Genomic DNA, 20,036 nt, shown 5'->3' on the forward strand with positions numbered 1-20,036 from the left:
TCAGCCGGCCGCGGCGGAGGACGGGGCGGAGGACGCTGCGGCGCGGTTGCGCAACCGCGTGCGCGACAGCACCAGAAGCGAGATGATGATCGGCAGCAGGACCGCCAGCCACATGGCGGCGATCATCGGCGGCGACTTGGCCGCCAGATATTTGGTGCCGAGCCCGGCCGCCTCGGCCACGCCGGCGAGCAGCACCGCCACGATGATCCGCATCGCCTGTCCGCGTCTGGAGAACTCGCCCGAGAGCAGGACCGCCAGTCCGATCGCGGTGAGGGTCAGGGCCAGCAGCGGGCTGGTCAGCCGCTGGTGCCCCTCGGCGATCAGCTCGCTGACATTGCCGCCGGTGGTCACCGCCTCCGACGGATTGAGGAGTTCGTGGATGAACAGCTCGTTGGCATCGCGGTAGTTGCGCTGTTCCTGCTCGTCGGCGCCGCCGAGATCGATCGTATAGCGGTCGAAATAGAGGATGTTCACGCGCCCGGTCTCGACGTCGCGCTCCTGCCGGCTGCCGTTGGCCATGACCACCCGCGGCCCCTTCGGCGTGCTGACCAGGGCGCCGCGCTCGGCCACCAGGGTGACCGGCTTCGCCTTGTTGCGCTGATCGTGCACGACGATGCCGAGCAGGGTGCCCTCGTCCTCGCGGGTGCGGACATAGACCGTCAGATCGTCGCCCAGGGTGCGGAACTCGCCCTCGCGCAGGATCAGGTTCTCGAAGTTATGCCGGATCTGCCACTGCAGCTCCTTGAAGCCGCGATAGCTCATCGGCATCAGATAGGCGGTCATCAGGAAGCAGAGCGCGGTGGTGCCGACGGCGACGATCAGGGCGGGCTGCGCCAGCCGCAGCGGGCTGAGCCCGGCCGCCGCCATCACTACCATCTCCCGGTCGGCCGTCATCTTGTTGTAGACGAACAGCACGCTGGCGAAGCTGGCGATCGGCAGCACGATCGACAGCCAGGTCGGCATCAGCATGACGGTGAGATAGACGAAGGTGTGGATCGGCAGGCCCCGGTTGACGATCAGATCGACGAACCTCAGCGATTGGGACAGCCAGATCACACAGGTCAGCGACACTACGATGAACACCATCGCGGTGACGATCTGTCGTACCAGGTAGAGGTTCAACCGCATTCGCGCGCCGGATCGCCAGTCTCGCCTGTATCGCCAAATTCGTTGTGGCGGCGCATGATAGCCGCAAGGAGCGGCGTTGACACCGCACAAGCCAGACGGCTACCCCAAAGTCAGCCTGCCCGCAACCATGGGAGCATTCGATGAAGATCGCCTTCACCAAGCCCGGCCGCCCGAAAAAGGGTGCGGTGGTCTGCGCCGTCATGGAGGGCGGCAAACTGTCGCCCACCGCCCGAGAGATCGATCGCGAGACAAAAGGGCTGATCGGAACAGCGATCGCCGGCTCCCGGTTTTCCGGCAAGGCGAACCAGACGCTGACCGTCTTCACGCCCGCCGGACGGGTGCTACTGCTCGGCGTCGGCGATCCGGAGAAGATCGACGCAAAATTCGCCGAGACCGCCGGCGGCACCATCTACGCGGCCCTCGCCAACAGCGGCGAGAAGGAAGCCACGGTGATGATCGAGGCGTCGGAGGACAAGCGTGCCGAGGTCGCCGCCCATCTGGCCCTGGGCGTCACCCTGCGGTCCTACAGCTTCGACATCTACAAGACCAAGCTGACCAAGGACGACAAGCCGACCCTGGCGAAGGTCACGGTGTCGGTCGACGGCCATACGGAAGCGAAGAAGGTCTATGACGTCGAGGCCGCGGTGGCCGAGGGCGTGGCCTTCACCCGCGATCTGGTGTCCGAGCCGCCGAACGTTCTGTTCCCGGTCGAATTCGCCAACCGGGTCGCCGCGATGAAGGATCTCGGGCTGAAGATCGAAATCCTGGACGAGAAGCAGATGGCCAAGCTCGGCATGGGCGCGCTGCTCGGCGTCGGCCAGGGCAGCGAGCGCGAATCGCGCATGGTCGTGATGCGCTGGGAAGGCGGGCCGAAGAACCAGAAACCGGTCGCCTTCATCGGCAAGGGCGTATGCTTCGACACCGGCGGCATCTCGCTGAAGCCGGCCGGCGGCATGGAGGACATGAAGTTCGACATGGGCGGCGCCGGCGTGGTCTCCGGCCTGATGTGCGGGCTGGCCAAGCGCAAGGCCAAGGCCAACGTCATCGGCGTCATCGGCCTGGTGGAGAACATGCCCGACGGCAACGCCCAGCGGCCGTCCGACATCGTCAAATCCATGTCCGGCCAGACCATCGAGATCATCAACACCGATGCCGAGGGCCGGCTCGTTCTGGCCGACGCGCTCTGGTACACCCAGGACAAGTACAAGCCCGAGTTCATGATCGACCTCGCCACCCTGACCGGCGCCATGATGGTGGCGCTCGGCGAGGAGACCTGCGGCTATTTCGCCAACGACGACACGCTGGCGGGCGAGCTTCAGGCCGCCGCCGACGCGGTCGGCGAGGCGGTGTGGCGGATGCCGCTGGGCGACGCCTACAACAAGATGATGGACAGCGACGTCGCCGACATGAAGAACGCCGGCGCGCGCTGGGCCGGGGCGATCACGGCGGCCTGTTTCCTCGAGCGCTTCGTGAACAAGGTGCCGTGGATCCACATGGACATCGCCGGCGTCACCTGGTCCCGCAAGGACCGGCCGACCACGCCCAAGGGCGCGTCCGGTTTCGGCGTGCGCGCGCTCGACCGGCTGGTGCGGGATCACTGCGAGAAGCAGGGTTAGCCGCTCCGCGGCGAATCCTGTCCCGGCCCTGAGCCGGGAGCGAGAGCAACTGCTGTTGGGGTGCCTGACTTGACCCTCAGGCACTCCGGCAACCCCATTCCTGGGCCCCGGCGCGGGGCCGGGGAGACGGCTTTTTCATCCCAACCCCTTTCTCATTCCCCGGATTTAGTCCGGGGTCCACCCGTCAGCGTGCCTGATCGGGTGAGGTTTGGGAGGGGGCCAGCGTGGGCCCCGGACTAAATCCGGGGAGTGTTCCTGAGGTGGTTCAGATCCCCGCGGAAACCGTCGCCTCCACATCCACGTCCAGCCGCGCCTCGGTGCCGCCGGTGAGACGGAAATAGGCGTTCTGCGGGCGGTCCAGCGCGAAGGTCTCCTCCTTCGACAGGCCGAGATACAGCCCGCGGAACACCTTGTTCACCACCCCGTGGGCGATCACCACATGAATGCCGGGCGTCGCCTTCAGATGCTCCAGCACCGGGCGCAGCCGGTCCTGCACCATCTGGGTGGACTCACCGTTGGGATGCTGGAAGTTCCAGGGATCGCGCCGGCGCAGTTCGGCCAGTTCCGGGTGGTCCCGGTCGATCTTGTCCCAGCCGCCATAACCGTCATGGTCGCCCAGGGTGATCTCCTTGAGCCGTTCGTCGAGGGTGATCGCCTCGAAATCGATATCCAGATGCTCGGCGATGATGGCGGCGGTCTGGCGGGTGCGGCCGAGCGGGCTGGCGGTCATCGCCGGCGCGGCGCCGTCCAGCACCTGCTTCAGGTCTCGGCCGATGGCATGGGCCTGGGCGAGGCCGGCATGGGTCAGGGGGGCATCGAGATGGCCCTGCAGGCGGCCGGTGCGGTTCCACACGGTCTCGCCGTGCCGGATGAGGTAGATGGTGCTGTCCATGCGCTTCGATTAGCCCAACCCGCGCGCCGGAAAAAGCCCTATCGCCTGTCGGTTCGATGGGGTATCGGGGGCGCGTTCAATCAGGGAGCCCGGAATGACCGCCGAAACCACGTCCCGTCCGCTTCTGGCCGACCTGCGCCACGATGTCGCCGAACTCGCCGAGACCGACATCGTGCGGGTGTCCGTGCATGGCTGGGGCAAGAAGGACCTTGTGCCGTTCTGGTTCGGCGAGGGCGACCGGTCGACCCCGGATTTCATTGCAAAGGCGGCCTCCGACGCGCTCCTGCGCGGCGAGACCTTCTATACCGACCAGCGCGGCATCAAGGAGCTGCGCGACGAACTGGTGGCCTACACCGCGCGCACCTTCGGCGTGGGCGTCGGCGACAGCCAGGTCAGCCTTGTCACCGCCGGCATGTCGGGCCTGTATCTGGTCATGGACATGCTGATCGAGCAGGGCGACGAGGTCGTGGTCGTCGGGCCGGTCTGGCCCAACATCTATTCCACGGTCACCGTGCATGGCGGCACGGTGCGGGACGTGTCGATCACCCTGGAGGAGGATGGCTGGGAGCTGGATCTGGAGGCCCTGTTCGCCGCCGTCACCGACAAGACCAAGGCGATCTTCATCAATTCCCCGGGCAACCCGACCGGCTGGTTGATGGAACAGGATCAGCAGAAGGCGGTGATGGAGTTCGCCCGGGAGAAGGGGGTCTGGGTGGTGGCCGACGAGGTCTATCACCAGCTCGTCTTCGACCGCGACGTGGCCCCGTCCTTTCTGCAGGTGGCGCGCCCGGACGACCGGCTGATCGTGGTGAACTCGTTCTCCAAGTCCTGGATGATGACCGGATGGCGCCTTGGCTGGCTGACCCATCCGGCGGAGCTGGCGCCGGTGATCGCCAAGCTGGTGCAGATCACCACGTCGGGCGTGCCGCAGTTCCTGCAGCGCGGCGCGATCGCCGCCCTGCGCGAGGGCGACCAGGTCATCCGGGACCTGCGGGCCCAGTGCCAGGCCGGCCGCGACATCGTGTTCGACCGGCTGGAAGCCTGGCCGATGGTGCGAGCCGCCCGGCCGAAGGCGGCGTTCTACGCCTTCTTCGCCGTCGAGGGCATGAGCGACAGTCTGGAGATGGCCAAGCGGATCATCGACGAGGCCAATGTCGGTCTGGCCCCGGGCAGCGCCTTCGGGCCGGCGGGCGAGGGGTATCTGCGCCTGTGCTTCGCCGCCAGCCCCGAGACCTTGAAGAAGGGGCTGGACCGACTCGAGCCGATCCTGGGCAAGGGCGCCGATCAGGGCCGCGGGGACTGACGGCGGCCGGAAACTCGGCTATCCTGCTCCAAGGCTGATCCGAGGCTGATGCGGAGGGATTTCCATGGCGATGCGTCCGACAGGTCCCGACGACTCCCGCATCCCGGCCCGCACGGGCGGCCGGGCGCTCGGCCCCGCGAGGGTCAACACCCCGCCGGCCCCGGCTGCCCCGATACCGGCCGAACGTGCCGCCCCGACCCGGGCGTATCGTCTGAAGACGGCGACGACCGAGGCGGAGATCGAGCGTCAGATCCAGCGGCTGATGGTGCTGATCGCCAACGACAACATCGACCCGGACGCACCGCCGGGCAGCTATCTCAACCTGCTTCTCTGATCCGCTCCAGCGGCGCGCCGTCCAGCGAGGTGAACACGTCCAGATCCGCCTCCGGCGCGGGCGGGCGGGCGGACGGGTTGGGCCAGCGCGAGGCCGCATAGACCGTGCAGCCGATGACGATCCGCGGTCGACCCTTGGCGTCCATCAACGGCAGGACCAGCCGTTCTCCGGTGCCGTACCGGTCGAGATGGCGGTAGATCCGTCCCCGCGAATAGAACGCCACGGGCGTTCGGCAGACCGCCTGGTAGCGGTTCCGCAAGGTCTCCGACAGCGCGCGATCGTGCACCTCGCCGAGGGTCCTGTGGCGCGTCGGCGTGGTGAACATCGCCAGGATCTCCTCACCGGCCAGCCGGTAGACGAAATCGCGGGTCTCGTCCTCCCAGTGCAGCTTCCAGATGCTGGGCAGCAGGGGGCCGATCTCGGTCGGATCGAACGCAGCATTGTCGGGAATACCGCCGGAGACCCTCAGGCCGGTCCAATAATCGAAGAACTGAGCGATACGGCGGTCTCGGCACAACGGGAACGACATCGCGCTTCCCTCATCCACTGGGCGGTTTGCCTCGGATCACGGAACCAAGGGTGCTGCCGATCTCGGATCCCAACAAATTAAAAACTTTCATTATATGTCGATAAAATGTGCTTAAAAGAGTCTTAAACTGTCAAACATATGAATTGCTCTCTTAAGAAATACTCTTAAATAATTGAATTAACGTATAATATCAGGAAGGTTTCAGAAGGAACCGGAGGTGACCTTCGCCACTTCGCTGGCTATCGGGTCTCCGTCCAGCGTGAGAAATCGCCGGATTTCCACATCGTCTTCCCCGGGGACGGTGCCGCTCCGGTCCGCACTCGAAATCACCCGGTAGTCGGTGCAGCCGAGGACGACGGGGCCGCTGCCATCACGGTCCAGGAACGGGAGGATCAGCCGTTCCCCCACACCATACCGGCCGATGCGGATATAGACGGTTCCGGTGGAGTGATAGGCGCAGGGCTCGGCGCAGATTCGCGTGAACCGGTCGCGCAGGTTGGCGGCGAGGCATTCGGGATAGATCTCGTGCAGGCTGCGTCGATGCATCGGCCGACCGTTGGTTGTCAGGATGGCGTCTCCGGCGACCCGGTAGACGAAGTCGCCGACGTCTTCCTTCCAGCCGGCCATCCAGAGATTGGGCATCAGATCCGCCACCTGGAGCGGGTCGAACGCCGCGATCCCGGGCACGCCGCCACTGCTGCGAAGCGCGGTCCAGTAACGGAACAGGCGGCCAATCCGTTCGCTCGACGAAGTCGGGAGCGTCATCGCTGAAATCCGGTTCAATGAATTTTATCACTCGGCAGCCGACAATACGGCGCTCACTCTTTAATATTGCAGTGCAGCAATTAACATTTCCCGACGCCATTGTCGCGGTCATCGAACGAGATGCGGCACGACCATGGTGATACCCGAAAATCCGAGCAGAATCAACAGGATACGGGCGAATGCCTGGTCGTCGATGCGGCGATAGACCCGGAAGCCGAGCCAGCCGCCGAGCCAGGCCGCGGGCAGGGCCACGAGAAAGAGTTGCCCGACCTCGAGCGTCAGCCGCCCCGCCGCCGCATAGCCGGTCAGGGTGGCGATATGCATGGCCGTGTTGAAGAGCTGGAACACGCTGCGCTGGCGGTCCTTCGGCCAGCGCCGCAGGGAACACCAGATCGTCGGCACCACGCCGGAAAGCCCGGCGAACCCGCCGAGCACGCCGCCGGCCCAGCCGATCAGACCGTCGACCGCCCGGTTCTCAACCCTGACGGAGGGCATCCGCCGGCTGGCCAGGGCGCTGGTGGCGTAGACGATCAGCACCACGCCGGCGAACAGGCGGAAGGTATCCGGCGACATCCGGCTCAGCAGCCACACGCCCAGCGGCACGCCGATCACCCCGCCGATGACGAAGGGGACGGCGGCGCGCCAGTCCAGGCGGCGCCAGAGCATGGGCATGATCTGAAGCTGTACGGCCAGGGAGCAGGCGACGATCAGGGGCGAGATCAGCGGCGCCGGGACGATATGGGTGTAGATGCCGAGCGTCGTGGCGGCGAAGGCGAAGCCGGCGAGCCCGCTGGCGAGGCCGCCCAGCAGGGCGCCCCCGGCGACGGCGGCGATCAGCAGCGGCGCCAGCCCGGTCATCGGCTCGATCACCGGCGGAAACCGCCGGGTATCACTGGTGCGTGGTCGGGTAGGCTGTGAGGAGGTGGCACCGCCCGGTACCGTCGGCCATCACGAACAGCCGCAGACCGTGCGCCGGAACCGCCGCCGCCGTTCCCCGCTGCACGAGCCGGCCGATCGGCTGCTCGAAGGCCATGCGGATCTCGGCGACGTCGCCGCCCTTGGCCTTGGTCGCCCAGTCGTCGAGGTCGGTCTTGTCCGGCGACAGGGCGAGGCCGATCACCTGGCGGGCGGTGACGCGGTCTGGAAAGGAACTGGCGGCGGAAATCTTCGGTTCGCGGTTGAGCCGGTCGATCAGCCAGGCATCGCTCTTGGCGACGTGGCGGTCGACGGTGTGGCCCCCCTTGGTTTCCTGCTCGAGGAGCCACCCGTCCTTGAATTCACCGGGTACGCATTCCGCGGTAGCCGCCGCGCTCAGAGAAACGAGTGCCGCCGCGAAGACCGCGGCGGCAGCAACCAGTGAACGTGGCGACATCTGTGTCCTCAGCTCATGGCCTTCTGCAAATTCTCGTCCAGCTTGGCGAGGAACTGCTGCGTGGTCAACCACGGCTGATCGGGGCTGATCAGCAGGGCCAGATCCTTGGTCATCGCGCCGCTTTCCACGGTGTCGATGCAGACCTTCTCCAGCTTCTGGGCGAACTCGGCCACTTCCGGCGTGTCGTCGAACTTGGCGCGGAAGGACAGGCCCCGGGTCCAGGCGAAGATCGACGCGATCGGGTTGGTCGAGGTCTCCTTGCCCTGCTGGTGCTGGCGGTAGTGACGGGTCACCGTGCCGTGGGCGGCCTCGGCCTCGACGGTCTTGCCGTCCGGTGTCATCAGCACCGAGGTCATCAGGCCGAGCGAACCGAAGCCCTGGGCCACGGTGTCGGACTGCACATCGCCGTCGTAGTTCTTGCAGGCCCACACGAAGTTGCCCGACCACTTCAGCGCCGAGGCGACCATGTCGTCGATCAGACGGTGCTCGTAGACGATGCCCTTGGCCTCGAACTTGGACTTGAACTCGGCGTTGAAGACCTCCTCGAACAGGTCCTTGAAGCGGCCGTCATAGGCCTTGAGGATCGTGTTCTTGGTCGACAGGTAGACCGGCCAGCCGAGGTCGAGGCCGTAGTTGAAGCAGGCCCGGGCGAAGCCGCGGATCGACTCGTCCAGGTTGTACATGGCCATGGCCACACCGCTGCCCGGGAAGTCGTAGACCTCGCGGGTGATCGGCTCGCCGTTCTCCGGCTGGAAGGTGATGGTCAGCTTGCCGGGGCCGTCGACCAGGAAGTCGGTGGCGCGGTACTGGTCGCCGAAGGCGTGACGGCCGATGACGATCGGCTGGGTCCAGCCCGGCACCAGGCGCGGGACGTTCTTGCAGATGATCGGCTGGCGGAACACGGTACCGCCCAGGATGTTGCGGATCGTACCGTTCGGCGACCGCCACATCTGCTTCAGGCCGAACTCCTCGACCCGTCCCTCATCCGGGGTGATGGTCGCGCACTTCACGCCGACGCCGTATTCCTTGATGGCGTTGGCGGAGTCGACGGTGATCTGGTCGTCCGTCTTGTCACGGGCTTCGACGCCGAGGTCGTAGTACTTCAGGTCGATGTCGAGATAGGGGAAGATCAGCTTGTCCTTGATCATCTGCCAGATGATCCGGGTCATCTCATCGCCGTCGAGTTCGACGATCGGCTTGGCTACTTTGATCTTCGCCATTGGGCGCTCCTGCACATGTTTGACGGGTCGGTACTTCGGTGAGGTCGGCCGCACAATATCACCGGCTTGCCGCGGTTCAAGGCCACCTTTACAGCCACTTGGCCTTCAGGTCGCCCTCCGGAGCATGCCAGTTCCCGATGACGTCGAAGACGCCCGCGGGACTGTCAACGACTTTATAGAGCCCGCGGTTCTCCTCGCGGGTGAACCCGGCGCCGATCGTGTGCTCGATCAGGGCGAGCAGCGGCTGCCAGAAGCCGTTGACGTCGACGATGATCACCGGCTTGTCGGAAAGCTTGAGCTGGGACCAGGTCAGGACCTCCATGGTCTCGTCCAGGGTGCCGAGCCCGCCCGGCAGAATCACGAAGGCGTCGGCGCGTTCGTACATGATGCGCTTGCGCTCGTGCATGCTGTCGGTGACGACCAGCTCGTTGAGACCGGCGTGGCCGATCTCCAGGTGCTGCAGGAAGCTCGGGATCACGCCGACGACCTTGCCGCCCGCCGCCAGGGTGGCGTCCGCGGCAAGACCCATCAGGCCGACCCGTCCGCCGCCGTAGATCAGCATGTCGCCGCGGGCGCCGATGAGGTCGCCGATTTCGGTGGCGGCGGCCTTGTAAACCTCGTCAACCCTGGAAGATGATCCGCAGAAGACGCAAATGGATTGGGGATATGACTTGCTCATGGGGCCGTCTTTCGCACCGCCGGCCGGGAAGGTCAATCTCCTGTACCGCGATTGTACGACGCGTCTGGTAGGTTTAATGTGAGCGAAACGAAAAGGGCTGCAGCCTAATGGTTTCCAAGCCGGCAATAGTGGGCGTTCTGGGCGGTGTCGCGATCCTGACGGCGTTGGGCCTGAATTTTTGGCTGGTTCCCGGCGACGAGGAGGAGCCCGCGACGAACGTCAGCGCGCCGGCAACCCCCTCCACGGGCAACCAGCAGCGCAGTTCGACCGCGCCGTCGACCGGTTCCGCCGACTACGGGTCGGTCCTGCCCAAGCGCGATGCGACGAAGCAGCCGCCGGCCAGCGCCGACCGCTCCGATGAGACCGCGGCCGCCATGGCCAAGCGCAAGCCCAGCTTCGACATCGTGCGGGTGGACCCCGACGGCAACACGGTCATCGCCGGCCGGGCCAAGCCGAATGCCGAGGTCACCATCCTCGACGGCGACCGCGAGATCGGCAAGGTCACCAGCGACGAGCGGGGAGAGTGGGTCTTCCTGCCCGACCACCAGCTCGGCCCGGGACAGTTCGCCCTGACGCTGCGCCAGTCCGGCGAGCCCCAGGATTCCGAGTCCGAGGAGGCCGTGGTGCTGGTGGTGCCGGAGAGCGGCAAGGATATCGCGGGACGGCCGTCGACCGAGCCGAGCCAGCCGCTGGCGATGGTCATGCCGCGCGACGAGGCCAAGGGCGGCGCCGCCCGGGTGCTGCAGGCGCCGACGGCGGGCCCGGTGACGCCGGAGACGACGCCGCCGGCCGTGGCGGACACCAAGTCGACCGGGTCCGGCACCGCCGATACGACGCCGGATCAGACCAAGCCGGCCGAAACCCGTACGGCCGCGACCGAGACGAGCCGGACCAACACGGCGGCGACGGAGACTGTTCAGACCGAGACTGCTCAGACCGACACCGCACCGACCGCGGCCGAGACCGCGACTCCGCCAGCGGCGACCGTACAGAGCGGCGGCACGCAGGCGCCGTCGGCGACGGTCAAGGCCTTCCCGGAACCGGCCAAGGCTCCGTCTTCGGCCGACCAGCCGGAGGCCGCCGAGGTGGCCCAGGCCGGCGACGTGTCGGTCGACGTGATCGAGTACGACGACAAGGGCGAGGTGGTGTTCGGCGGACGGACCGAGCCGAATGCCGATGTGGAAGTCTATATCGACAACAAGTCCGCCGGCAGCGCCAAGGCCGACGACGATGGGCGCTGGCAGCTCACGCCGAAGGAGCCGGTGGCGCCGGGCAACTACAACCTGCGGGTCGACAAGGTCGAGCCCGGCGGCAAGGTGCAGGCGCGGGTCGCGTTCCCCTTCGTTCGGGCCGCCCCGCTGAAAGGTTTGCCCAACGACAGGCTTGTGGTTATCCAGCCGGGTAACAATCTCTGGGTCATTGCGACCCGTGTGTACGGCGAGGGCCTGCGCTATGTGCAGATCCATGACGCCAATCGCGATCAGATCCAGGATCCGGATCTGATCTTTCCCGGGCAGGTCTTTGGCCTGCCGACGGTGAACTGATCGACGGAAAACAGCCGTGCTGAACTCAATCCTCGTACCGATCGCCCGGGAAGGGCGACCGTTCATCGTGATTTTCGCCGTGGCGACGATCGTCCTGGCGCTGATCGCCGACTGGCTTCTGGTCCCCGGCCTGATCCTGACGGCGTGGTGCGTGTACTTCTTCCGCGACCCGAACCGGGTGACGCCGGTGCGCGACGGGCTGGTGATCAGCCCGGCCGACGGGGTCGTCGTCTCGGTCGGCCCCGCCCCCTGGCCGAAGGAACTGGCCATGGGCGAGGGCGAGGTGCAGCGGGTCTGCATCTTCATGAATGTCTTCGACGTTCACGTGAACCGCATCCCGGTCGATGGCCGGATCACCAAGCTCGCCTATGTCCCCGGTGCCTTCGTGAATGCCTCGCTGGACAAGGCGAGCGAGCAGAACGAGCGCCAGCTCGTGGCGATGGAAACCCGGGACGGCCGGCCCACCGCCTTCGTGCAGATCGCCGGGCTGGTGGCCCGCCGCATCGTCTGCAAGATCAGCGAGGGCCAGACCCTGCTGGCGGGCGAGCGCATGGGCATGATCCGCTTCGGCAGCCGGGTCGACGTCTACCTGCCGCCGGACGTGTCGCCGCTGGTGGCGCTCGGCCAGCGCTGTGTTGCCGGCGAGACGGTGATCGCCGACCTGGACAGCGGCGAGAAGGCGCGGGAAGGGGCGGTGCGATGACCCGACTGCGCCGGCGCAGAGGTCAACGTTTCAGCGGCCTGTCCTTCAACAAGCTGCTGCCGAACATCATCACCGTGATGGCCCTGTGCTTCGGCCTGTCGGGCCTGCGCTTCGCCTTGGCCGAGCGGTGGGAGTTCGCGGTCGGTATGATTCTGCTGGCGGCGGTGTTCGATGCGCTGGACGGCCGCATGGCCCGTCTGCTCCGCGCCCAGTCCAAGTTCGGCGCCGAGCTGGATTCCCTGTCGGATTTCCTCTGCTTCGGCGTGGTGCCGGGCCTCGTGGTGTTCCTGTGGTCGATGGTCGAGCTGCAGAATTTCGGCTGGATGGCGGTGCTGTTCTACGCCACTTGCTGCGTGCTGCGCCTTGCCCGGTTCAATGTGCGCCTGGACGACGACAAGCCGGCTTTCGCCTATAACTATTTCACCGGCGTTCCGGCGCCGGCCGGGGCGGGCCTCGCCCTGCTGCCGATGATCCTGGACTTTCAGTTCGAGCTCGGCCTGAAGGACGCGCCGGTCTTCGTGGCGATCTGGATCACCGCCATCGGTCTGCTGATGGTCAGCCAGATCCCGACCTATTCCTTCAAGCAGATGAAGGTGCCGCAGCGCTGGGTGCTGCCGACCCTCATCGGCGCCGGCCTGGTGATCGCCGCGGTGATCAGCGCGCCGTGGTTCTCGCTGGGCATCGTGCTCATCGTCTATCTCGCGACCATCCCCCTGTCGGTGAACACCTACCGCAAGCTGCTGCGGGCGGCCGAGGAGATGTCCGAGCAGCCGCACCAGAATCCGGGCGACGCCGAGCCCTCGGCGGGGACGGACGCCGATCGCTCCAAGGCGGCGAAGTGACGTGTTCGACGCGGCGCTGCGCCGGGTCATCGATCCACCGCTGAACGCGGCCGGCCGGCGGCTCGCCGGGGCGGGGGTCTCCGCCAATGCGGTGACCGTCGCCGGCTTCGCGATCGGCCTCGCAGCCGTTCCGGCGCTGGCCTTCCAGCGCTACGACATCGCCCTGGCGCTGATCCTCGCCAACCGCCTCGCCGACGGCCTGGACGGGGCGGTGGCCCGGGCGACCGGACCGAGCGATCTCGGCGGCTACCTGGATATCGTGCTGGATTTCATCTTCTACAGCGCCGTGGTCTTCGGCGTCGCTCTGGGACGGCCGGAGGAGGCGGTGTTCGCCGCCTTCCTCATCTTCAGCTTCATCGGCACCGGCGCGTCCTTCCTCGCCTACGCGATCATCGCCGCCAAGCGCAGGTCGACCACCGAGGCGCGGGGGCGCAAGTCGATCTTCTATCTCGGCGGCCTGACGGAAGGGGCGGAGACCATCGCGTGTTTCGTGGCGATCTGCCTGTTCCCCGCGTGGTTCCCCTGGATCGCCGGCATATTCGGCGCGATGTGCTGGCTCACCACCGCCAGTCGTATCGGTCAGGCCGTCCAATCCTTCGATAGCTAATGTTCGTCATCCCGGACGCGACCGGATCAGGTCCGGCCGCGTCCGGGATGACGGGGATGGGGGATGACGGCTACTCGGCCGCCTGGGGTTCCGGGCCGCCGCTGCCGCCGCCGGCATCTTCCGACTTGGAGCCGCGCCCGCGGTTGAACAGGCCGCCGACCCGGTCCTTGAAACCACGCCAGCCGGCCGCGGCGGTGTCGCGGAACATCAGCGCGCAAGGGGTGACAACGAGGGTCAGCACCGTGGCGAAGGCGAGGCCGTAGACGATCGCGGTGGCCAGCGCCACCCACCACTGGGTGGACGGCGCGCCGACCGTCACAGCGCGGGAGATGAAGTCGATGTTCACCTGCATCACCATCGGGATCAGGCCCAGGATCGTGGTGATCGTGGTCAGCATGACCGGCCGCAGGCGCTGGGCGCCGGTGCGCAGGATCGCGTCGCGGGTGTCCACGCAGTTCGGGCGGATCGTGTCGAAGGTGTCGATCAGCACGATGTTGTTGTTCACCACGATGCCGGCCAGGGCGATGACGCCGATGCCGGTCATGACGATGCCGAACGGCGAGCCGGTGATCATCAGCCCGAGGATCACGCCGATGGTCGACATGATCACCGCCGACAGGATCAGGAAGGCCGAATAGAAGCTGTTGAACTGGGTCACCAGGATGATCGCCATGATGAACAGGGCGACCCCGAACGCCTTCACCAGGAAGGCCTGGGCGGCCTGCTGCTCCTCGTCCTCGCCCTTGAAGGTTGCCTCCACGTTGGCCGGCAGCGGAGCGCCGTCGAGCCACTCGCGCAGTTCCATGACCTTGTTGTTGGGCAGGATGCCGTCGCGCACATCGGCCCTCACCGTGATCGCCTCGCGGGTGTCGACGCGGCGGATCTTGCCGACCTTCGGCTCGGCCGTGCGCTCCATGAAGTTGGTGATGGGCACCAGCCCCTTGGCGGTCTCGATGCGGATCCGGTCGATCTGCTGCAGTGTGCGGTAGGCCTCCGGATAGCGCACGACGATGTCGATCTCCTCGTCGCTGTCGTTCGGCCGGTAGTCGGTGATCTTCAGGCCCTTTGTGACGAGCTGCACGTACTGCCCGGCGAGGGAGACGTCGGCGGCGTAGCGCGCCGCCTTGGTCCGGTCGACCGTGATCTCCCATTCGATGCCGGGGACGTCGCGGGTGTCCTCCAGGTCCTTCAGCCCGTCCATGGAGCGGAACTTGGCCAGGGTAGTGTCGGCCGCCTCGTTCAGCGCCTCGCGGTCGCGGGAGCGGAGCTGGAGCTGGACCGGCTTGCCGGTCGGTGGGCCGCTTTCCTCCTCGCGCGGCTCGACGATGATTCCGGCCATGTCCTTGGTGCGTTCGGAGATCTCGGCCAGGATCTGGCTTGCCGGCGGACGCTGCTGCCAGTCGGCGAACTCCATCTGGATGCTGCCGATCACGTCGTCGGCCACTTCCTCGCCGCCGCCCTGCTTGGCCGAGCCGACATAGGTATAGAGCGACTTGAAGCCGCCGACATCCATGACCACCCGCTCGACCGGCAGAACCAGGTCGAGCTTCTCTTCCACCGACAGGTTGCCCCGGGCGTGGACATAGACCTGGGCGAGGTCCGGCTCGACCTCGGGAAAGAACTCGATGCCGTTGCCGTGGGTCGCGTAATAGTACTGGACGCCGATCAGGGTGGCGATCGACAGCAGGAGCACGGCGCCGGGCATCCGCAGGGCGCCGTTCAGCACCCGCAGATACAGGCCGGTGAACCCCTTGAGGTCGTTCAGGTCGCCGGTCTCGGCGGCGGCGAGCTGGCGGCGGTCGGACTCGTTCGACGCGCTGGCCTTGCCGATCTGCGCACCCAGCGCCGGCACGAAGATCAGCGCCATCAGCAGCGAGGCGGACAGGGTCGCCAGCAGGGTGATCGGCAGGAACTTCATGAACTCGCCGACCACGCCGGGCCAGAACAGCAGCGGGAAGAACGCCGCCAGGGTCGTCGCGGTGGAGGCGATGATCGGCCAGGCCATGCGCTGGCCGGCCTGGCGGTAGGCGTCCCGCTTGCCGACGCCCTCGGCCATCTTGCGGTCGGCGAACTCGGTCACGACGATGGCGCCGTCGACCATCATGCCGACGGCCAGGATCAGGCTGAACAGCACGACAATGTTGATTGTCAGGCCGAGCGACGACAGCACCAGGATGCCCAGCAGGAACGAGCCCGGGATCGCCATGCCGACCAGACCGGCGGTGCGGATGCCCATGGCGCCGACGATGACGATCATCACCAGCAGAATGGCGCTCATCACGTTGTTCTGCAGGTCGCTCAGCATCAGGCGGATGTTGTCCGACTTGTCCTGACTGAAGGTGACCGTGATGCCGTCGGGCAGCTGGGACTTGGCCTCGTTGACCACGGCGCGGACGTACTCGATCGTCTCGATCACGTTCTCGCCGGCTCGCTTGGAGACCTCCAGGGCGATGGCCGGCTGGCCGTTGAGCCGGGCGTAGGTCTCGCGGTCCTTGAAGCTGCGCTGGACCGTGCCGATGTCGCGGATCCGCACCACGGCGTCGCCGTTGCTTTTCAGCGGCTGGTCCAGGATGTCGAGCACGTCCTCGTACAGGCCGGGGACCTTGATCGGGAACCGCCCGGTGCCGGTATCCAGCGAGCCGGCGGCGATCAGGTTGTTGGAGCGCGCCACCATGTCCAGCACGTCCGCCGCCTGCAGGCCGTAGGTCTCCAGGCGGACCGGATCGATCACCACCTCGACCAGCTCCTCGCGCTCGCCGGCCAGGTTGGCCTCCAGCACCGAGGGGATGCTCTCGACCGCGTCGCGCAGCTCCTGCGCCGTGCGCAGCAGGACCCGTTCCTCCACATTGCCCGACAGGGTGACCACGAGCACGGGGAACAGGGAGAAGTTGACCTCGTTCACCGTCGGCTCGTCGGCATCCTCCGGCAGGTCCGGCTTGGCGATGTCGACCTTCTCGCGCACGTCGTCCAGCGCCTGGTCGGCGTCGAAGCCGGCGTCGAATTCCAGGGTGACGTTGGCGCCGCCCTCATAGGCGGTGGAGCGCATCTCCTTGATGCCCTCGATGGCGCGCAGTTCCTGCTCCATCGGGCGCAGCAGCAGACGCTCGGCATCCTCCGGCGAGATGCCCTCGTAGGTCATGGAGACGTAGATGATCGGGATGTTGATGTCCGGATCCGCTTCCTTCGGGATCTCGATATAGGACACCGTGCCGGCGATCAGGATCAGCAGCAGCGCCGACAGGGTCGTGCGGCTGCGCGAAAGCGCGGCGGAGATCAGGGCCTTCACGAGCTGGCCCCGTCGCCGGCCGGCACCGGCTCGATCACCTCGCCGTCCTCGACCAGATCCTGACCGACGACGATGACCCGGACCGTCTCCGGCAGGCCGCTGACCCAGGTGCCCTGGTCGTCGATGCCGATGATCGTGACCGGGGTGAAGCGGGCCCGGTTCTCGCTGTCCACGGTCATCACCCCGACCCGGCCGAGCTCGTCCAGGCGGAAGATCGATGGGGTGACCCGGTGGCCGTTCGTGGCGGGCAGATCGATCTGGATCTCGGCGGACAGACCCTGGCCGAACTGGTTCGCCTCGTTGTCGACCTCGATCTCCAGCCGGAAGGTACGGGTCGACTCGTCGGCGACGGCGGAGACGTAGCTGACCACGCCGATCCGCTCGTCACCGGTCGACAGCCGCGCATGGGCGGGCATCCCGACCTCGATCTGCGGGGCCTGGCGCTCGGCGATCTGTGCGGTGATCAGCAGCGGGTCCAGCTCGACGACGGTGGCGACCTCGTCGCCGATGGCCACGTAGTCGCCGACCTCGACCATGCGGTCGTCCAGAATGCCGTCCACCGGCGCCTGGATGCGGGTGCGCTCCAGATCGACCTCGATGGTCCGGCGTTCGGACTTCGCCGCCTCGAGCTCGGCTTTGGCGCCGGCCAGGGTGGTTTCGGCCTGAAAGCCCTTGGCCGCGAGCTTGGAGGCGGCGTTGTGCTCCATCTGGCGCTGGGCGATGCGTGCCTTCGCCTCTTCCAGCCGGGCGGGCCGATCGGCCTCGTCGATGCGGACGATCTCCGCGCCGGCGTCGACCGTCGCACCCTTGGGCGTGGGGGTGGCGATCACGCGGCCGGCGGTCTCGGCCTTCAGGGTCACGATCCGCACCGCCTCGGTATGGCCGGAGGTGACGACGGAGGCGACGAACGGAGACGCCGCGATGTCGCGGACCCGTACGCGGGTGACGGCATCGGCCGGTGGCGCCGTGATCTTCGGGGCCTCCTGCGAGGCGGTTGCCGGTTTGTTGTCGCCCATCTGGCCGGAGACGATCCAGGCGACGGCACCGACGGCCAGGATTCCGGCCAGAACGATGGATCCTTTGATGCGCATGCCGGGGTCCTACTCAGCTGCCTCGGGGCGCCGCGCGCGATAGGCGCGCAGTTCCTCGATCAGGGTTTCTCTGTTGCTCTCGAGATAGTCGGCGGCGGCCCGGTACAGGGCCACGCCGAAGCCGGCAACGGTTTCCCGTCCGGGATCGCCGCAACAGTCGCTGTCGGTCCGCGCGGCGATCTGCTCGGCGATGTGTTCCTGCTTGGCACGGTACGTCGCGACCCGTTCGTCGATCAGCTCGATCACGCGGGCTTCGGACAGCCGGGTGGCGAAGAACAGCAGGAACAGGAAGTCGGAGCGGAAGATGTCGTCCTCCGGCGTCACCGTCAGGGCGGCATCGACCACCGCATCGCCGGCCGGCGTGATCGAGTAGACCTTCTTGTCCGGGCGGCCGTCCTGTTCCTGCGCGCGCGCCTCCACGAGGCCCTCGGACAGCAGCCGGGAGAGGGCTGGATAGATCGACCCGAAACTCGCGCTCTGGAAATGCGCGAACGGGCCTTCCTCGAACATCTTCTTGATCTCGTAGCCGGTCGCTTCGCCCTTGGTCAGGACGGCGAGGCAGAGGGTGCGGACATCCATGGGCGCGAATACCTGCTGTTATCGGCCGGATACATATCGTCTCGATATATGCCGTCTCGATATATTAAAATCAACAGGTACGAGCAGAAAGTGTACGCCGCGCTTCCCGGTCGGGGTGCGACCGGGCAGGGACGATGTCGGGCGGCGAGCGGCGGTGTGCGGACACAGAAACGGCGGCGCAGAGGCTGCGCCGCCGTCCGAATTCTTGTCGCGCGAGTATGCGTCTCAGAGCGGGCTGAGGTCTTCTGCCGCCATCTTACCGTTGCGCTGTGGCTTCAGCTCAAAGGCGATCGCCTGACCTTCATCAAGGCCCTGCAGACCGGAGCGTTGAACGGCAGTGATGTGTACGAACACGTCCGCGCCGCCGTCGTCCGGCTTGATGAACCCGTAACCTTTAGTGGTGTTGAACCACTTCACCGTGCCAGTGGCCATTCGATATGCACTCCACGTGATGCGTCCACCAATCTTGAAAGTACACCCTCTCAGGACGTTCGAGGGGCCCTCAAAGGCAACCGCACGCACGTGGGACGACGTCTCGCCCCGTCTCCTCAGACGATGCCAGTCCCACCGGGACTTTGCCGATTCGTAAAGGTTAACGGAGAAATTGTCGATCAACAATATTTGAAACTGCTGTGACAGGCGGAGGCGAGGAGGCCCGCACTGTCCGTTTCGTTTCCGCTTCGTTAGCGATATCCGAGGGTTGCAAGGGGTCTCTCATGTCGACCACTGCGATATTTTCCGCCTCCGGAACTCGCGTTCGGGGCCGACTTGGGGTCGGAGCGGAGCGGTCGGTTCGTTAAGACTTGCGCCGACCTTCCCCTTCCGCGCGACCCACCCCAGTGTTGGAGCCGGGGCTTGGCGTCTAGAACTTCTCGACCCAGGGCCGCAGCTCGACTTCCCAGGCCCAGGCGCTGCGGTGCTGGTTCACGAACTGCCAGTACGTCTCGGCGATGGCGTCCGGGCTCAGCGTGCTGTCGTCCTCCTTCGCGCCGTAGGAGGAGGCGATGCCGCCATCGATGACGAAATGCCCGACATGGATGCCCTGCGGGTGCAACTCGCGAGCGAGGGCCTGGGCGAGGCCGCGCAGGGCGAACTTGCCCATGGCGAAGCTGGAGGAGTTGGGGAAACCCTTCACCCCGGCGGAGGCGCCGGTGAACAGCAGCGTGCCCCGGTTGTTCGGCAGCATGCGCTTCACCGCCTCCTGGGCCATGAGGAAGGCGCCGTAGCCCGTGATCAGCATCGCATCGCGCACCTTGTCCGCATCGAGCTCGTGCACCGGGCCGCGCACCCGGGCGGACGGGTTGTAGACCGCGACCTCCGGTTCCCCGAGATCGCGGTCGACCGACGCGAATAGGCCGGCCATTTCCTGCGGCGAGGCGGCGTCGCAGGCATAGGCTTTCGCTCCGGTCTCCTTGGCGAGATCGGCCAACTTGTCGGCGTTGCGGGCGGCGAGCGCGACCTTGTAGCCGTTGGTCGCGAACGTGCGGGCGAGCGAGGCGCTGAGGCCAGCGCCCGCCCCGATGATGAGAGCGGTCTTGTCGGACAT

20 protein-coding genes are annotated in these 20,036 nt (G+C 66.6%); 7 read left to right on the plus strand and 13 right to left on the minus strand.

All coding sequences use genetic code 11. The annotated features are described in order from the left end of the window. Positions 1-1,128, minus strand: coding sequence for an LPS export ABC transporter permease LptF (gene lptF, locus G578_RS0103170; protein WP_038013396.1), 1,128 nt, complete (start codon positions 1,126-1,128; stop codon positions 1-3). A 140-nt stretch (positions 1,129-1,268) separates the two neighbouring features. Here lptF and G578_RS0103175 point away from each other — a divergent pair, with 140 nt between their 5' ends. Continuing rightward, entirely contained in the window at positions 1,269-2,744 is a 1,476-nt protein-coding gene (locus G578_RS0103175) for a leucyl aminopeptidase (protein ID WP_028793015.1), read from the plus strand. Between the two features lie 265 nt (positions 2,745-3,009). Here the strand turns inward: G578_RS0103175 and G578_RS0103180 are convergent, their stop codons facing one another. Beyond that, positions 3,010-3,636, minus strand: coding sequence for a histidine phosphatase family protein (locus tag G578_RS0103180; RefSeq protein ID WP_028793016.1), 627 nt, complete (start codon positions 3,634-3,636; stop codon positions 3,010-3,012). Between the two features lie 94 nt (positions 3,637-3,730). Here G578_RS0103180 and G578_RS0103185 point away from each other — a divergent pair, with 94 nt between their 5' ends. Then, complete coding sequence (locus G578_RS0103185; RefSeq protein ID WP_038013399.1) at positions 3,731-4,939, plus strand: pyridoxal phosphate-dependent aminotransferase; 1,209 nt, start codon at positions 3,731-3,733, stop codon at positions 4,937-4,939. A 64-nt stretch (positions 4,940-5,003) separates the two neighbouring features. After that, a complete protein-coding gene (locus G578_RS0103190; protein ID WP_028793018.1) occupies positions 5,004-5,273 on the plus strand; it encodes a hypothetical protein in 270 nt (89 codons plus the stop codon). Here the strand turns inward: G578_RS0103190 and G578_RS0103195 are convergent. The 6 genes from G578_RS0103195 to G578_RS0103220 form a co-directional block, all read right to left on the minus strand. Then, the gene (locus tag G578_RS0103195) at positions 5,257-5,802 is read right to left on the minus strand and encodes a PAS domain-containing protein (protein ID WP_028793019.1); all 546 of its coding nucleotides are present in this window, start codon (positions 5,800-5,802) and stop codon (positions 5,257-5,259) included. The two genes, G578_RS0103190 and G578_RS0103195, sit on opposite strands and share 17 nt — an antisense overlap. A gap of 201 nt (positions 5,803-6,003) precedes the next feature. Beyond that, on the minus strand, positions 6,004-6,585 hold the full coding sequence (locus G578_RS0103200; protein ID WP_156907187.1) for a PAS domain-containing protein: 582 nt from the start codon (positions 6,583-6,585) through the stop codon (positions 6,004-6,006). A 90-nt stretch (positions 6,586-6,675) separates the two neighbouring features. Further along, positions 6,676-7,437, minus strand: coding sequence for a sulfite exporter TauE/SafE family protein (locus tag G578_RS0103205; protein WP_051243796.1), 762 nt, complete (start codon positions 7,435-7,437; stop codon positions 6,676-6,678). Positions 7,438-7,456: 19 nt separating this feature from the next. Then, positions 7,457-7,939: an RNase A-like domain-containing protein gene (locus G578_RS0103210; RefSeq protein WP_028793022.1), complete on the minus strand. Its 483-nt coding sequence runs from the start codon at positions 7,937-7,939 to the stop codon at positions 7,457-7,459. An 8-nt stretch (positions 7,940-7,947) separates the two neighbouring features. Further along, positions 7,948-9,159 (minus strand): NADP-dependent isocitrate dehydrogenase, encoded by a 1,212-nt coding sequence (locus G578_RS0103215; protein WP_028793023.1) that lies wholly within the window; start codon positions 9,157-9,159, stop codon positions 7,948-7,950. Positions 9,160-9,247: 88 nt separating this feature from the next. Continuing rightward, positions 9,248-9,838 (minus strand): LOG family protein, encoded by a 591-nt coding sequence (locus G578_RS0103220; protein ID WP_028793024.1) that lies wholly within the window; start codon positions 9,836-9,838, stop codon positions 9,248-9,250. Positions 9,839-9,945: 107 nt separating this feature from the next. Between G578_RS0103220 and G578_RS0103225 the strand changes: the two genes are divergently transcribed. The 4 genes from G578_RS0103225 to G578_RS0103240 are packed head-to-tail and all read left to right on the plus strand — an operon-like array spanning position 9,946 to position 13,534. Then, positions 9,946-11,382 carry a LysM peptidoglycan-binding domain-containing protein gene (locus tag G578_RS0103225; protein ID WP_156907188.1) on the plus strand — a complete coding sequence of 479 codons (1,437 nt, stop codon included), beginning with the start codon at positions 9,946-9,948 and terminating at the stop codon, positions 11,380-11,382. A 16-nt stretch (positions 11,383-11,398) separates the two neighbouring features. Beyond that, complete coding sequence (locus G578_RS0103230) at positions 11,399-12,085, plus strand: phosphatidylserine decarboxylase (RefSeq protein WP_028793026.1); 687 nt, start codon at positions 11,399-11,401, stop codon at positions 12,083-12,085. Beyond that, positions 12,082-12,927, plus strand: coding sequence for a CDP-alcohol phosphatidyltransferase family protein (locus tag G578_RS24495; RefSeq protein WP_038013403.1), 846 nt, complete (start codon positions 12,082-12,084; stop codon positions 12,925-12,927). The genes G578_RS0103230 and G578_RS24495 overlap by 4 nt, the downstream gene beginning before the upstream one ends. Before the next feature lies 1 nt (position 12,928). After that, entirely contained in the window at positions 12,929-13,534 is a 606-nt protein-coding gene (locus tag G578_RS0103240; protein WP_028793027.1) for a CDP-alcohol phosphatidyltransferase family protein, read from the plus strand. A 70-nt stretch (positions 13,535-13,604) separates the two neighbouring features. On the opposite strand, the gene G578_RS0103245 is transcribed toward G578_RS0103240, so the two are convergent. The 5 genes from G578_RS0103245 to G578_RS0103265 form a co-directional block, all read right to left on the minus strand. Then, positions 13,605-16,820 carry an efflux RND transporter permease subunit gene (locus G578_RS0103245; protein WP_028793028.1) on the minus strand — a complete coding sequence of 1,072 codons (3,216 nt, stop codon included), beginning with the start codon at positions 16,818-16,820 and terminating at the stop codon, positions 13,605-13,607. Then, positions 16,817-17,911 carry an efflux RND transporter periplasmic adaptor subunit gene (locus G578_RS0103250; protein ID WP_028793029.1) on the minus strand — a complete coding sequence of 365 codons (1,095 nt, stop codon included), beginning with the start codon at positions 17,909-17,911 and terminating at the stop codon, positions 16,817-16,819. Before G578_RS0103250 ends, G578_RS0103245 begins: the two co-directional genes overlap by 4 nt. Positions 17,912-17,920: 9 nt before the next feature. Further along, positions 17,921-18,490, minus strand: coding sequence for a PadR family transcriptional regulator (locus G578_RS0103255; RefSeq protein ID WP_028793030.1), 570 nt, complete (start codon positions 18,488-18,490; stop codon positions 17,921-17,923). Positions 18,491-18,715: 225 nt separating this feature from the next. Next, on the minus strand, positions 18,716-18,922 hold the full coding sequence (locus G578_RS0103260; RefSeq protein WP_028793031.1) for a cold-shock protein: 207 nt from the start codon (positions 18,920-18,922) through the stop codon (positions 18,716-18,718). Positions 18,923-19,352: 430 nt separating this feature from the next. Further along, positions 19,353-20,036, minus strand: coding sequence for an SDR family NAD(P)-dependent oxidoreductase (locus G578_RS0103265; protein WP_211228851.1), 684 nt, complete (start codon positions 20,034-20,036; stop codon positions 19,353-19,355).

This window comes from Thalassobaculum salexigens DSM 19539, from assembly GCF_000423805.1.
Lineage (GTDB): Bacteria > Pseudomonadota > Alphaproteobacteria > Thalassobaculales > Thalassobaculaceae > Thalassobaculum > Thalassobaculum litoreum.

Bases quoted from the DNA above. Each gene is read 5' to 3' on its own strand.
- G578_RS0103215 (WP_028793023.1), bottom strand. From the start codon at position 9,159: ATGGCGAAGATCAAAGTAGCCAAGCCGATCGTCGAACTCGACGGCGAT.
- G578_RS0103225 (WP_156907188.1), top strand. From the start codon at position 9,946: ATGGTTTCCAAGCCGGCAATAGTGGGCGTTCTGGGCGGTGTCGCGATC.
- G578_RS0103265 (WP_211228851.1), bottom strand. From the start codon at position 20,036: ATGTCCGACAAGACCGCTCTCATCATCGGGGCGGGCGCTGGCCTCAGC.
- G578_RS0103185 (WP_038013399.1), top strand. From the start codon at position 3,731: ATGACCGCCGAAACCACGTCCCGTCCGCTTCTGGCCGACCTGCGCCAC.
- G578_RS0103260 (WP_028793031.1), bottom strand. From the start codon at position 18,922: ATGGCCACTGGCACGGTGAAGTGGTTCAACACCACTAAAGGTTACGGG.
- G578_RS0103250 (WP_028793029.1), bottom strand. From the start codon at position 17,911: ATGCGCATCAAAGGATCCATCGTTCTGGCCGGAATCCTGGCCGTCGGT.
- G578_RS0103180 (WP_028793016.1), bottom strand. From the start codon at position 3,636: ATGGACAGCACCATCTACCTCATCCGGCACGGCGAGACCGTGTGGAAC.
- lptF (WP_038013396.1), bottom strand. From the start codon at position 1,128: ATGCGGTTGAACCTCTACCTGGTACGACAGATCGTCACCGCGATGGTG.
- G578_RS0103175 (WP_028793015.1), top strand. From the start codon at position 1,269: ATGAAGATCGCCTTCACCAAGCCCGGCCGCCCGAAAAAGGGTGCGGTG.
- G578_RS0103190 (WP_028793018.1), top strand. From the start codon at position 5,004: ATGGCGATGCGTCCGACAGGTCCCGACGACTCCCGCATCCCGGCCCGC.
- G578_RS0103210 (WP_028793022.1), bottom strand. From the start codon at position 7,939: ATGTCGCCACGTTCACTGGTTGCTGCCGCCGCGGTCTTCGCGGCGGCA.
- G578_RS0103255 (WP_028793030.1), bottom strand. From the start codon at position 18,490: ATGGATGTCCGCACCCTCTGCCTCGCCGTCCTGACCAAGGGCGAAGCG.
- G578_RS0103220 (WP_028793024.1), bottom strand. From the start codon at position 9,838: ATGAGCAAGTCATATCCCCAATCCATTTGCGTCTTCTGCGGATCATCT.
- G578_RS24495 (WP_038013403.1), top strand. From the start codon at position 12,082: ATGACCCGACTGCGCCGGCGCAGAGGTCAACGTTTCAGCGGCCTGTCC.
- G578_RS0103195 (WP_028793019.1), bottom strand. From the start codon at position 5,802: ATGTCGTTCCCGTTGTGCCGAGACCGCCGTATCGCTCAGTTCTTCGAT.